Consider the following 13,901-nt stretch of genomic DNA (forward strand, 5'->3'; position numbering starts at 1 on the left):
CCTCATCCTCCGGTCCTGTCTTCATTCAGCAGTGCCCCAGCTCCGCCCATCCCATCCGCCTTGAGCAAATCCTCGATCTTTTTTCGTAAGAGACCCAGTTCCTTGGATCGAAAAGCAAACTTCGTTTTCTCAAGGACTTCCACAGTTCCCTCCAGCGCGTCCCGATAGGCCACGCCTCTTGGGCAGTCCAGCACGCGACACACATCCGCCGTCGCCGCAGTTGGGGGCGTCGATGGATTCGCCATGACCGCACGAATCCCCGTCGCCAAGGTGGCCATCTGTCCGACACTTTGACTCAGAAAAGCCTCGATCGACCAGGCCAGCTCGCGCCCATTACCCATCGCTCCCGGTCTCGACAGGATTTCCCGGACATGATCCAGCGCAGTCCCGACTCGATCCGCTTCATCCCGTGCGACATCTGTCATGCGCAGAATGCGTGACTTTTCCGCAGCCTGATTGACGGCTCGAAGCAAATCCAGCCAGTCGATCGGCTTGAGCAAGTAATCGGTGAACGACAGGCGGAGCGCTTCCACAGCTGTTTGCACCGAGGGATAGCCTGTCACCAGCACGATGGGAAGCGATGGGAACCGCCTCCGAATCCCATGAAGAAATTCGAACTGCATATTCCCTGGCATCCGAATATCGGAGAGAAGCACGTCGTGTTCATTCGTCAACAGTCGACTGGCTTCCTCGGAGTCCTGTGCGCAATCACATCGATACCCCTCTTGCTCCAGAAGCTTGGCCGTAGACAAACGAAAGGTATCTTCGTCGTCGGCAAGCAGAACTTTGGGAGACTCATGTCTCATGTGTCAGAACCTCCTGAATGATGTTCTGGTGAACAAAAGACTGATTCACCACCGCAGGCTCTATCAAAATAATCGAAAAAGTCGACCCCGCTCCCTGTTGAGTCTGCACCTCAATCCTCCCGCCCATCGCCATCACCAGACTCTGGGACACGGAGAGGCCCAAGCCCATCCCCTTCTGCCCCTTCGCGGTCTTCGTCGTAAAGAAGGGATCGAAGATATGCGGCAGCACATCCGGCGCAATACCCTCCCCCTCATCAGACACACTGATCCGGACATGGTCCTCATCCTGACGAACATTCAACGTAATGGTCCCCCCTTCACGCGACGAGTCGAGGGCATTTTGAATCAAGTTCATCAAGACTTGCAGCAGATCGCTCTGTGGGACCAACAGCCTCCTCCTCAGTGGAGTCTGAGTCACGACCAGCGTCAGGCCGAGTTGGGACAGCCGCTTCGTGAATAAGGATTCCAAGTCTCGTAAGAGCAGCGCCAGATTGACCGGCTCCACCCTGCTAGGCTCTTTACGGTACAACTGATACATATTCTGGACGATCGTGGCCACCCGTGAGATTTCCCGATCGATCATTCCGACAAATTCATAGTGAGGATGAGTAGGATCCACAGCCTGCTTCACGAGTGTGAACGCGTTCCTGATACCGGCAATGGGGTTATTGATCTCGTGAGCCACCGCGGCGGCCATCTGACCGACGGCAGCCAATTTTTCCGTCTGCGCTCGTTGCGCTTCCAGTTTCGCGATTTCGGACGTCCGCTCCTCAACTTGACGCTCAAGCTCCTCGGCATGGCGTGACAACTGTAGTTCCAGCTGCTTGCGTACCGTGATGTCGCGGCCGGCAACCAAACGAACTTCCTTGCCCCGAAACCGATACGGTCGGACCACAAGTTCACCCGGAAACGTGGTACCGTCCTTGCGTCGTCCCACGGCTTCGTAGGGCCCAGTCACACCATCTTGCATATTCAGCTGAACATGATCACGAGACTCATCAGCGAGGAGATCAAGGATCGATCGGCCAAGCAGTTCGCCGGGTTCATATCCAAACATCCGCTCCAACCCGGCATTGACTTCAAACAGTATACCGTTATCGTGAAGGGCGATCGCATCGAATGTTGCCTCCGTCACCAACTTGTACCGCAGTTCGCTCTCACGGATCTCCGCCTCCGCTCGTTTTCGCTCACTGATATCACGCACAAATGCACACACAAGTTCCTGTCCTCCGTGGCAAAGATAATTTGCCATCACTTCTATCGGGTAAATCTCTCCCGACTTACTGCGATGCCTGCGCTCAATGCGAAGCTGTTCCGACTGCCTTAACTCCATCCAACAGATATCCCAAGCCTCTCGTGAACAGTCCGGATCAATGTCCATCACCGACATCGTCAAGAGTTCTTCCTTCAGATAGCCCAGCCTGCGGCAAGCCGATTCATTAACATCGACGAGGTATCCTCTTGAATCGACAACAAAAATTTGGTCGGCGGCATGATCCACGGCATATTGGGTTCGCTGCAGTCTGTCTTCCACGCGCTTCCGCTCAACAATCTCCAGTTCGAGCGCGCGATTGGCTCTAGCCAACTGCTTTGTCCGCTCCGATACTCGCTGTTCGAGTTGCGCATTAGCCTTCCAGATGGCCTCTTCGGCCTCCCTGCGCTCCGTCACATCAGAGGTAGAACCAACCATACGTACCGGACGGCCAGCCGTGTCCCACACCGCCTGGCCTCGATCACGAACCCAGCGATAGGAGCCGTCTTTCATCCTCACTCGCACTTCGATATCGTAGGGCTCGCGAGTCTCAAGATGCCTGCAGGTGGCTTGATGGAGCAATTCAACGTCATCGGGATGCACCAGTGAAAGCCACAGGTCGTATGTGGGGGCGAGGTCACCTGGCGCAAACCCCAATAATTCAAGATGATGGTCAGACCAAAACTGTTCTCCAGTCCTGATATTCCAGTCCCAAATACCGTCGTTGGTCGCCTGAAGGGCCAATTCAAATCGTTCTTGGCTCTCGCGCAATGCCTGATCGGCTGCTTTCCTCGCACTGATATTACGGACGAAGGCACAGTGGAACTCTTGCCCCTGATAGGCTAGGAACACCACACGGATATCGATCGGAATCAACCGCCCATCTTTCGTCAGATGGTTTGTCTCCAATGACACCACCTTTTTCTCTCTGACCTCCTCCCACCACCCAGGCCACACCTCCGCCGGAAAGTCTGGATTCAGATCATGGACCGTCATCCGCAAGAAATCTTCTGCGGTATACCCCAACATCGCACTAGCCGCCTCATTCGTATAGAGAATCTTGGCCTGCGGATCGATCCAATACACGGCATCCACCGCTTGGTCCATAGAAAACTGTGTACGTAGGAGATTCGTCTCGACTAGTTTACGGTCGGTAATATCAACGGTTGCTCCAATGAGATGGGTCAGCTGACCATCAGCCGAACGAACGGCATGGCCTCGGATGTCGGTCCAGATCACCGTGCCGTCTTTTCTGATCATGCGTAATTCATAGTTGTACTCGTCGGCTGCACGAGTCACGATTCGCTGCCAGTGAGCCATCGCAATCGGCTGGTCATCCGGGTGCACCAGATTCAGCCAGACAAACGGGTCGGCTGAGAGCTCGTCCGGCTGATATCCGAACATCGCTTTGAGATTCGTGTCACCATAATAGGTCCCTGCTTGCACATCGAGCTCCCAGACTCCGACTCTTCCTACCGCCGTGGCCCTGGCGTACCGATCCTCGTTCAGCCGCAGGGCCTGTTCCATGCGTTTCTGCTCGGTAATGTTCCTCAGCGTGCCCACCATCCGAATGGGCCGGCCCAGCTCGTCCCGATAGACCACGCCGTTTCCTTCGATCCATTGTACGTCGCCGATCGGCGTGAGGATCCGGTATTGCGTTCGGTAGGGTTGCCGACCGCCGAGTGCGGCTTCGATATCCGCAAGCAGCTTTATCAGGTCTTCCGGATGCACCAGTCGTTGATAGGTTTCAAACGTCCCGTCGAACGACTCACGAGGCACCCCCTTTACCTCCTCACAGTTCTCTGACCAGATGATCTGGTTGGTGAGGATATTCCAATCCCAGGTCGCTAGTCGGGCAATATCCATCGCCAAACGAAGACGATCGGCTTGGTCCTGGCTCGCTCGTTCAAGCGACTTCCGTTTAGTGATGTCGACCGCGATCCCTCCGAGCAAGGGCCGTTGGCCAACTTCCAGAGGAAACTTACTCGTAAGCCAATCCCGAACCGTGCCGTCCGGACCCGGCAGTATTTCTTCGGCCTCAAGAGTCTGACCCGATGTCAACACCGCCTTGTCCTGTTGAGAAAGCCTGGTTGCGACATCCGTCGGCATAAAGTCAAATACCGTCTTAGACACTAACTCTTCCCTCGAAAGGCCTGACAGCTTTTCAAACTGAGGATTCCCATAGATGTAGCGCCCTTCAGTATCTTTGATAAACGCGATCGCCGGACTATGCTCCATGAAGGCCTGGAATCGCGCCTCACTTTCTCGCAAGGCCTCGGTCATTCTGGTATGTTCGATGGCGAGGGCCGCAATCTGGCTGACTCTTCCAAGGATCTTCAAATCAGTCGGCTGCGGCTCACGGGACTCGCAATGGTAGACCGCGAGTGTTCCGAGCAGTCTGCCGGTGGAACTGATGATGGGCATCGACCAACAGGCCTTCAGGCCATGGGTGAGCGCCACTGAAGTGTAGCCCTTCCACAAAGGGTCAGTTGCAATATCTGCCGCGATGGCGGGCTGTCGAAAGTGGGCGGCACTACCACAGGATCCACCCGTCGGCCCGATAGGAATTCGCTTGATGGCCTCCTTGTACTGGCGAGGAAGGTTGGGCGCCGTTGCCAATAGCAGATGCGTCCCCTCCTCATCAGCGAGCATGACCGAGCAGAGCATCGGAGGCGCAAGCGTCTCGACGGACTTGCAGATAAACCCCAGCACGGACTCAAGGGTTTCCTTCTTCGCGACAAGCTCCAACGCTTCCTTTTCCGCATCCTGGAGCGCTTCAATCCGTTTGCGCTCGGTAATGTCTGTATGTGAGCCCACCATGCGAGTAGGTTTCCCGTCGGCGTCATAGCTCACACTCCCACAGGCATGGATCCAACAGTACTCCCCATCCTGTTTGCGGAGTCGAAATTCGACATCGTATTGCTCCGCCTTACCCCCTAGGCACTTGTTGAGTGCCGCTAAAATTCCGTCTCGATCCTGAGGGTGCAAACGGCTTTCCCATTCCTTGTAGGTCGGGACAATTTCGTGGTCTTCGTATCCCAGCATGGATTTCCATCGAGGGGAGAAATAGACATCACCGGTCTTCAGATTCCAATCCCAGATCCCTTCGTTCCCCCCCTGGACTACGGCGCGGACCCGATCCTCGCTTTGGCGCAAGGCTTCTTCGGCTTCCGTTCGGAGGCGACGGTTCCGGAAACCTTCGAACAGTTGGGCGCACGTGGAAAGAAACGGGTTGAGATAGGCGATCCCAGCTTCGTCATATCCACCCGGACGATCCGCAAGCCCAATCACACCGGTCAACTGCTTACCCCGATAGATCGGCAGACCCACAAGCGTGCTCACGGAAGAATGGATGAAGAGAAACCCACATGCATGTCGATCGTTCACAACAACTGGCTGACCGGTCGTCATCACCTGTTCACACAGCACCTTGAGGTCTCCAAGCTCGCGGTTCGGAACCGCTTGCGCCGGCAGAACCTTCGCCTCTTCATTCAAAGCGAGAGTTGTAATGGCTTGTGCCAGAAAATATGGCTTCTGTCCCGCATCTTGAAGAACCTCACCGACTATTCCATGTTCACTCCCAGTGAGATTCAAGAGCTCTTGGAGCATCATGCGACAGACCGACTCCGGCTCTACTTCCTCGATGAAGAGAGACTGTATCCGGCTGATTGCGAGTAACAGCTGTTGAGCTGACTCTTCTCTCAGCGCCACGGATTACCCTTCCCCCGCTTTCTTCCCACGACTGAATTGACGATACATGGCACCATGGACCATGCCCTCTCGTCATCTTCTTCCTGGCGGCAACTAACCTGCTTGCCCTTTGGACCGTGATCAATCACTCAAAAGACTCCTCAATGCATACAGTCCGGGACAACCCACACGCCTCCAGCCGTGGAGCGCCATCGGCTTGGCGTTATGACAAACCCATCGCCAAGGAGATCATGGGCCGCTGCGCTCGTGAGTGGCTCGCTAGACGGACTCTGGCAAGAGATAATGGAACGGATGTTGGATGAACTTCACATAGGCCTAATGGCACAGCCTTATCCATCCAGCCTCCAGTGCGGTTAACAAGATGGCGGTAGGATCTACGCCCTTTGCAGACTGTTGTCTATAGAGTCTTTTGTCAACACGGATGGCCTTAGAACAATAACTGAGGAAAGGCAGCAGGCTTTGCAGCGCCCTGACTCTGTCGGCTCAGATTGTAATGGGTGAGGGGGGAGTCTTGTGCGGCGGCTGGATGATCCAGCCGCCGCATCTGATGGGGTCACTCTCGCAGCGGGCTAGAATTCTTCGAAGTCATCGCCCGAGCTATGGCGGTCTTTGCCATTGCCCGCCGCCACGCCTGCCGGTTGCTTGTGTTCCACCGACTTGCCAGCGACCGGCTTTTTGACCGCAACCTTGCCGACCGCAGGCTTGGGCACCGGCTTGACCACCGGTCTGGGGCTCGTCTGGCTCACCGAAGCCCGTGCGGCGTGATGGCCTTCAGACTGTGCAATCTTGAAGACCTCCACTTGCCGCATGAGCTCCTGGGCTTGGTCCTTCATGGATTGAGCTGCGGACGTCGTTTCCTCGACGAGCGCCGCATTCTGCTGTGTCGTTTCGTCCATCGACATGATGGCCTTATTCACCTGATCGATACCACTTGCCTGTTCCTGTGAGGCTGCGGTGATCTCCGCGATGATATCGGTCACACGCTTGACGGAGCTGACGATCTCTTCCAGCGTCTTGCCGGACTGGTTCACCAGCTCGCTGCCGTCGGTCACCCGTTGGATCGACTCATTGATCAATCCTTTGATTTCTTTTGCCGCAGTAGCCGACCGTTGTGCCAAGTTGCGGACCTCCGCCGCGACGACGGCAAATCCACGGCCATGTTCTCCGGCTCTGGCCGCTTCCACGGCGGCGTTCAAGGCCAAGAGGTTGGTTTGGAACGCGATCTCATCGATCACCGTGATGATGTCGGCGATCTTCTTGCTGCTCTTGTTGATCTCGCCCATCGCATCGACGGCCTTCTTCGTGACGGCGCCTCCCTTGTCTGCCGTATCACGTGCCGCGATGGCCAACTGATTGGCCTGCTTGGCATTGTCGGCGTTCTGCTTCACCGTTGAAGTCATCTCTTCCATCGACGCGGAGGTCTCTTCGAGCGCCGAGGCCTGTTCGCTCGTGCGTTGCGACAGATCTTCGTTGCCCTTCGTGATCTGCTCGGCGCCGGCCGTCACCGACTCCACGGCATCACGCACCGTCGACATGGTATTGGTCAAGTTAGTCAATGCGGCATTGACGCTCGCCTTGATCTTCTCGAGCTCACCCTCGTAGGCGCCGCTCATCGACAGCGTCAAGTCGCCCTGTGCCAAGGCTCCGAGCGACTGTTGCGCTTCAACCATACAGGCTTCCAACTGAGTCTGCGCGTGTTTCTGCGCGGTGATATCGATGGCAAACTTCACCACTTTGAATGCTCTGCCCATCTCATCCTTGATCGGGTTGTAGGAGGCCTGAATCCACACCTCTTTTCCACCCTTACCGATGCGCCGATAGACGCCGGCATCAAACTCCCCCCGGTTCAACTTCTGCCAGAATGCAGAATATTCTGGTGAACTCGTATAGGCCCCATCACAGAACATACGGTGGTGCTGCCCCTTGACCTCATCGAGGCTGTATCCTACCGTTTTCAAGAAGTTCTCATTCGCAGTCACAATCGTGCCGTCGAGTTTGAACTCGATAGTGGCATAGGACTTATTAATGGCATCCATGATACCTTGCGCATTCTGGCGCTGAAGTTCCTGTTCCGTAATGTCATACCGGACTCCCAGATATTTGCGCGGCTTACCAGTCTTCTTATCGACGAACGGCGCAATCACCGCATCGACATAGTACGGATTTCCGTCCTTCGCGCGATTCTTCACGACGCCCCGGAAGATCTGCCCGCGACCGATGGTCGCCCACATCTGCTTAAACACCTCTTTGGGCATGTCCGGGTGCCTGGTCGTATTATGCCCGAACCCGACCAACTCGTTCTTCGGATATTTGGACACTTGAAGGAACTTCTCGTTCACCGACATAATGTCGCCCTTGAGGTTGGCTTCCGACACGATGCTGGTCGTGTTCATGATGCTCTCACGGACCTCAAGCTCGTCCCGCATGTGCATGATTTCCGTTTGCTTGGCCGTCACATCGGAAGCGAACTTCACGACCTTGTAGGGTTTGCCCTTGGCATCCATCAACGGGTAGTAGGCAGCCTGAATCCAGACGTCCTTGCCCCCCTTGCCGACACGCTGATAGGTTCCGGCATCATACTCGCCCCGATTCAACTTCTGCCAAAACGCAGAGTATTCGGGTGAGTTTGTCCAGGCACTGTCGCAGAACATCCGATGGTGCTGTCCCTTGATCTCATCGAGGGTGTACCCGAGCGTCTTCAAGAAATTGTCGTTGGCGGTGATGACCGTCCCATCCATATTGAATTCAATGATGGCCTGCACTTGGTCAATCGCCTTCAGTTTCGCAACCAGCTCTTCGACATTCACATTGTCCATGGATCGTCCTCCCTCCTTATTAGTGTGCTGGATGCGATGCCGCATCGCAGAATCATCGGATGCCTCGACAGACGTCTCGTGTTCGTTGTGAGTCAACTCAGGGTCCATGCTGCACTCCCCTCTTTCCTCATAATTACGCCGCTTTCGGTGCTTTCGCGCCATCCTGCATCTCGTCATCGAGCAACAGGCGATCCATATCCAGGAGCGCCACCAACTTGTCGTTCGATTTCCCGATCCCATTCAAGAAGCTCACGTCCACCTTGGCTCCGAACTGCGGCGGCGGTTGAATGTCTTTCTTGTCGATATTCAACACGTCCGAAACCGCATCCACCACCAACCCCATGACCTTGTCACGCACGACGACGACAATGATCACGGTAAAAGCCGTGTAATCGATGGTCTGCATATTGAATTTGGTGCGAAGTTCGATGATCGGCACGATGGTGCCGCGCAGATTCAACACCCCCTTGATATGCGAGGGCGTATTGGGGATCTTCGTAACGGCGGTATAACCCTTAATCTCCTGGACGCGGAGAATATCCACGCCGTAGAGCTCCTCCCCCAAATTAAACGTGAGAAACTGGCTCCCGTCCGTGGTCAGCCCGATCTGCTGATGCAACTCTTTGGTCGCGGTTTCGAGTGCTGCTGCCGCCATAGCGCCTCCTTCATTGGGCCTGCCGCCCCTCGTACGACATCCATTGCCCTCGACCGTATGTCGGGCTCGACAGGGCTCTATCGGTTCTCACACAAAAAACTTTACTCCTTCACTCCTTCTACCCGCGTACTCCCGGCCAGACCATGTCATACCGGATCTCCTTGTGGGGATGGAGTCGTCGTGCGCGTTCCAGTAACACACCCGTGGATTCAGGGAACTGCGGATCCGGCACGCAACAGTCCCCGATCGGACAGGCGGACGCACATTGAGGCTCGGCAAAATGGCCGACACATTCCGTACACCGATCGTGAGAAATGACGTAGGTAGTCCCGTCGAGCCCCTGTCCGGCGCTCACGCGATAGCCATTGGATTCGGCATCGCCACGTTTCTCGAAAATCGCCTGATTGGGGCAGGCTGCCAGACAGGCGTCACAAGAGATGCAATTGTTATTGATGAGCAACGCCATGATGGTACCTCTCATCGTTCACATGTGAAGGTGACACGTTCACACCGCCAGCAGGAGATGCCCCATCTTCTCTTTCTTGGTCCGCAGGTACTTGAGATTCATCCGGCCCGGATGGATCTCCAACGGCACTCGCTCCACGACTTTTAAGCCATACCCTTCGATGCCGATGATTTTTCTTGGGTTATTCGTCATGAGCCGGATGGATCGAAGACCGAGGTCGGCCAGAATCTGCGCTCCAACGCCGTAGTCCCGCAGATCGGCCTGAAACCCGAGCTGTAAATTGGCTTCAACCGTGTCGCTGCCTCGATCTTGGAGTCCGTAGGCTTTGATCTTGTTGAGGAGACCGATCCCCCGCCCTTCCTGATTGAGATACAACAACACCCCACGGCCTTCCCGCTCGATCAATTCCATCGCCCGATGCAGCTGATCCCCGCAATCACAACGCAATGATCCGAGGACATCGGCCGTCAGACAGCCGGAGTGCACACGGACCAGCGTGGGTCGGCTTCCCTCAATGGAGCCTTTCACCAGCGCCAGATGCGTGCTGCCGTCGATCGTATTCTGATAGGCGATCGCCTCGAACGCTCCGAACTTGGTGGGCAACTGCGTGCTCGCCACTCGCGTCACGAAGGGCTCTCGTTTCATTCGGTATTCAATGAGCGATTTGATGGTGATCATCTTGAGTTTGTGCTTGGCCGCAAAGCGCGACAAGGCCGGGACCCGGGCCATCGTGCCGTCCTCATTCATGATCTCGCAGATCACGCCCGCCGGATACAGTCCGGCCAACCGTGCCAGATCGACGGATCCCTCCGTCTGCCCGGCACGCTTCAAAACCCCTCCGTGCTGCGCCTTGAGCGGAAAGACATGACCCGGTCTGGCAAGATCGGCAGGCTTGCTCTTAGGATTGATGGCGACCTGAATCGTTTTGGCCCTGTCGGCGGATGAAATCCCCGTTGTGATGCCCTGTTTTGCGTCGACTGACACGGTGAAGGCCGTCCCGAATGTTGCGGTATTGTCTGCTGCTTGCTGGGGAAGGTGGAGCTCTTCAACCCGTTCAGGTGTCAAGGCCAGACAGATCAACCCACGTGCATGTTGAGCCATAAAATTGATCGCGCGGGAAGTCGTGAATTGAGCGGCAATGACGAGATCACCCTCATTCTCCCGGTCTTCGTCATCGACCAAGATGATGAACTTGCCTTGTTTGATGTCACGGAGCGCGCCTTCGATGCTGTCAAATGTCTTCGGCTTCATTTCACGTCCCGGTTAGGAGTTTCGTATTGCGGGTTGCGAAGGACACGTTCCGATTCTCACACTCCCAATCCAAAACCTAGCGAAGGTCTGATTTATTCTGAATTTCGATCACAAGCCAGTCCAATCTCCAGTGTTTTGAGAGCGGGTTGGTTAAAAAGCTGAATTAATCGGATCTTCCCTAGAACTCAAAACTTGAAAGGCATAACTTGGACCAGGATTGCCCCTACGCTGCAACCGGCGTGTTATGCCGCGCGATCTCCAGCAGCCCTCGCACATCGAGAATAAATCCGACTGTGCCGTCCCCCAGGATCGTGGCCCCGGCAATCCCTTCGACCTTCCTGAAGTTTTGCTCCATGCTCTTGATCACGACCTGCTGCTGCCCGAGAATTTCGTCCACCATGACCGCCACCCGTTCCCCTTCGGTTTCGAGAATCAATAAGATCGATTTCATGGGGTTGGTATATTCGGGCTCCAGGACAAACACCTCGTACATTCGAATCATCGGCAGATAGGTGCCTCGGACATTGATCAGTTCGCCCTTGCCGACCACGGTCTTGATGGTTCCGGCTTTAGGTTGAATCGACTCCAGAATCGAGAGCAACGGGACAATGTAGGTTTCCTTGCCGACCCGAACCGTCATCCCTTCGATGATGGCAAGTGTGAGCGGCAACTTCAGCGTGAACGTCGTCCCCTTTCCTGTGACGGTCTTGATACTGACTGTCCCTCCGAGGGCTTCAATGTTCCGCTTGACGACATCCATGCCGACGCCGCGACCGGAAACATCCGTCACCTTTTCGGCTGTGGAAAATCCAGGCCGGAAAATCAACGGCCAAATCTGGTCGTCGGAGAGTTTTTCGTTTTCCCCGATCAACCCCTGTTTGACGGCCTTCGCGACGATTTTGTCGCGGTTCAGGCCCCGTCCGTCGTCTTCCACCGTGATGCAAATGTTGCCACCTTCGTGAAATGCATTGAGCCGGATCGTTCCCACTTCCGACTTATTGTTGTCGAGCCGTTCTTCCGGTGGCTCCAGCCCATGATCGGCTGAATTCCTGACCAGATGCGTCAACGGATCGCCGATGGATTCGATGACTGTCTTATCCAACTCGGTTTCTTCTCCGGAGAGCACCAACTGAATCTTCTTTCCCGCTTTGGTCGACAAATCGCGGACCAATCTCGGAAACCGGCTGAATGCGGTCCCGATCGGAAGCATGCGGATACCCATGACCCGTTCTTGAATTTCTCTGGTATTGCGCTCCAACTGTGCGACCCGCTCGAGCAAGACCGGCAACTGCTTGATCTCGAAACGCGACCCCAAATCGCTCAACATGGATTGGGTGATCACCAGCTCTCCCACCAGATTGATCAATTTGTCGATCTTTGCCGTATCCACGCGAATGGAGGTCGTGTCGGTTTTTTTCGTGTGGGACGCAGCCTCCTGTTGCCGTTGGGTATTGAGCGCTTGTTCCAACTGATGTGGAGTGACGGCCTTCTGCTCAACCAGAATCTCGCCGACTCGCTTCTGCTGGGACAATGCCTGTTCAAGGACAGCCGGTGAAACGACGCCGCTTTCAACCAGAATCGCGCCGAGAGGCTTAAGGCCACCTTCGACAGTTTCTGGTGGCTGGTTTCGAGTTTCGTATTGAGGGTTCTGGCTCGCAGCCTGAAACTCGGAACTCGCAATGGTCTGCGCCTCGATGACGAGCTTGCTGTCCTCACGGACAAACTCGAAGGCAGACTCAATGGTCTTTTGATCCTTACCGGTGAGGAGTTGTAACTCCCAGGAGAGGTAGCACTTTTCCGGGTCGATCTCGGCCAAATCCGGGACTCGAGACATATCGAGTGTCACCGAACTCAGATCTCCAAGACCGTTCAACTCCTTTAAAACCTGTAGCGGGTCAAGTCCGCGTTGGAACAACCACTCCGGGGGCGTCCACTTGATAACATAGCTGCGTTCTTGACTGTCGGACTGCGTCGGAGCGGCGACGGACTGCTTCTGTGGCACGGCGGGTGGCTGCGCACCGGATGCAGTCGCCAGCTCTGCCGTCAGGCGCTGAACCACCTCATCGTCCACCGCCACCCCGGATTTCACCGCTTCGATTAACGTCTTCAAGCAATCGGTGGACTTGAGCAGCAAGTCGGCGATCGGCGGAGACACCGCTTTCTCCCCGGTTCTGAGCAAATCGAGCAAGGTCTCCATCTTATGGGTAAATTGCGTCACCGCGTTGAATCCGAACATCCCGCTCGCCCCCTTGATCGAATGGGCCGAACGGAAGATCTTGGCGAGCAACTCAAGATCCTGTGGATGCTGTTCCAGCGCCAGCAAGCCTTCCTCGACGATCGCCAAATGCTCGGCTGCTTCTTCGAAAAAGGCTTCCTGAAATTGTGCGAATTCATCACTCATAGGGCCTCGTGAGATGTGAAACCTGAGATGTGAAACGCTAAGGAACTTCCCATACCTCTCACTTTATGCATCTTCTGTTTCACTTTTACGACATTTATGCCGGCAGTACCTTTGCGATGGTCTTCAGAAGTGTTTCAGGGTTGAACGGCTTGACGAGCCATCCCGTTGCTCCGGCTTCCTTCCCCGCTTGCTTCTTCTCGATCGCGGATTCGGTCGTGAGCATTAGAATCGGCGTATATTTGAACGCGCTCAATTTGCGCAATTCCTTGATGAGGGTAATCCCATCCATCTCAGGCATATTGAGATCGGTCACCACAATATCCATCTTACCCGCCGCCGCAACCTTGTTCACGGCGTCTTTCCCATGCTCGGCTTCGACGACCGTAAAGCCGGCATTGGTCAGTGTAAAGGCGACCATCTGGCGCATCGTCGGCGAATCATCCACGATCAGCGCGGTCTTACTCATATTCCCCTCCAGGGCCAATCTCTTGCGCGTGTCGGTTATTCATGACCATGACTAGACTTCCCGCCTTTCTAAGCGAA

Annotated in this window: 8 protein-coding genes; all 8 read right to left on the reverse strand. The window is 55.4% G+C overall.

Annotated elements, in window-relative coordinates; translation table 11 throughout:
• Positions 1–2: 2 nt before the first annotated feature.
• The 8 genes from COMA1_RS15390 to COMA1_RS15425 all read right to left on the reverse strand — a co-directional run bounded on the left by COMA1_RS15390 (position 3) and on the right by COMA1_RS15425 (position 13,824).
• Complete coding sequence (locus tag COMA1_RS15390) at positions 3–806, reverse strand: response regulator (RefSeq protein ID WP_090750130.1); 804 nt, start codon at positions 804–806, stop codon at positions 3–5.
• Positions 796–5,769, reverse strand: a complete 4,974-nt coding sequence (locus COMA1_RS15395; protein WP_090750132.1) for a PAS domain S-box protein — start codon at positions 5,767–5,769, stop codon at positions 796–798. Before COMA1_RS15395 ends, COMA1_RS15390 begins: the two co-directional genes overlap by 11 nt.
• 569 nt (positions 5,770–6,338) lie before the next feature.
• A complete protein-coding gene (locus COMA1_RS21875; protein ID WP_176698103.1) occupies positions 6,339–8,693 on the reverse strand; it encodes a methyl-accepting chemotaxis protein in 2,355 nt (784 codons plus the stop codon).
• 25 nt (positions 8,694–8,718) lie between these two features.
• A complete protein-coding gene (locus COMA1_RS15405) occupies positions 8,719–9,204 on the reverse strand; it encodes a chemotaxis protein CheW (RefSeq protein WP_407921322.1) in 486 nt (161 codons plus the stop codon).
• Between the two features lie 154 nt (positions 9,205–9,358).
• Positions 9,359–9,706, reverse strand: a complete 348-nt coding sequence (locus COMA1_RS15410) for a 4Fe-4S dicluster domain-containing protein (RefSeq protein WP_090750140.1) — start codon at positions 9,704–9,706, stop codon at positions 9,359–9,361.
• A 39-nt stretch (positions 9,707–9,745) separates the two neighbouring features.
• Entirely contained in the window at positions 9,746–10,957 is a 1,212-nt protein-coding gene (locus tag COMA1_RS15415) for a bifunctional 3,4-dihydroxy-2-butanone-4-phosphate synthase/GTP cyclohydrolase II (RefSeq protein ID WP_090750142.1), read from the reverse strand.
• Positions 10,958–11,180: 223 nt separating this feature from the next.
• On the reverse strand, positions 11,181–13,358 hold the full coding sequence (locus tag COMA1_RS15420; RefSeq protein WP_090750144.1) for a chemotaxis protein CheA: 2,178 nt from the start codon (positions 13,356–13,358) through the stop codon (positions 11,181–11,183).
• Between the two features lie 94 nt (positions 13,359–13,452).
• Positions 13,453–13,824 carry a response regulator gene (locus tag COMA1_RS15425; RefSeq protein ID WP_090750146.1) on the reverse strand — a complete coding sequence of 124 codons (372 nt, stop codon included), beginning with the start codon at positions 13,822–13,824 and terminating at the stop codon, positions 13,453–13,455.
• Between the last annotated feature and the right edge of the window lie 77 nt (positions 13,825–13,901).

The organism is Candidatus Nitrospira nitrosa (assembly GCF_001458735.1).
GTDB classification, from domain to species: domain Bacteria; phylum Nitrospirota; class Nitrospiria; order Nitrospirales; family Nitrospiraceae; genus Nitrospira_D; species Nitrospira_D nitrosa.

What these genes read in the sequence shown, in the direction of transcription:
- COMA1_RS15390 (WP_090750130.1), bottom strand. Translation starts at nt 806, where the DNA reads ATGAGACATGAGTCTCCCAAAGTTCTGCTTGCCGACGACGAAGATACC.
- COMA1_RS21875 (WP_176698103.1), bottom strand. Translation starts at nt 8,693, where the DNA reads ATGGACCCTGAGTTGACTCACAACGAACACGAGACGTCTGTCGAGGCA.
- COMA1_RS15410 (WP_090750140.1), bottom strand. Translation starts at nt 9,706, where the DNA reads ATGGCGTTGCTCATCAATAACAATTGCATCTCTTGTGACGCCTGTCTG.
- COMA1_RS15415 (WP_090750142.1), bottom strand. Translation starts at nt 10,957, where the DNA reads ATGAAGCCGAAGACATTTGACAGCATCGAAGGCGCGCTCCGTGACATC.
- COMA1_RS15420 (WP_090750144.1), bottom strand. Translation starts at nt 13,358, where the DNA reads ATGAGTGATGAATTCGCACAATTTCAGGAAGCCTTTTTCGAAGAAGCA.
- COMA1_RS15425 (WP_090750146.1), bottom strand. Translation starts at nt 13,824, where the DNA reads ATGAGTAAGACCGCGCTGATCGTGGATGATTCGCCGACGATGCGCCAG.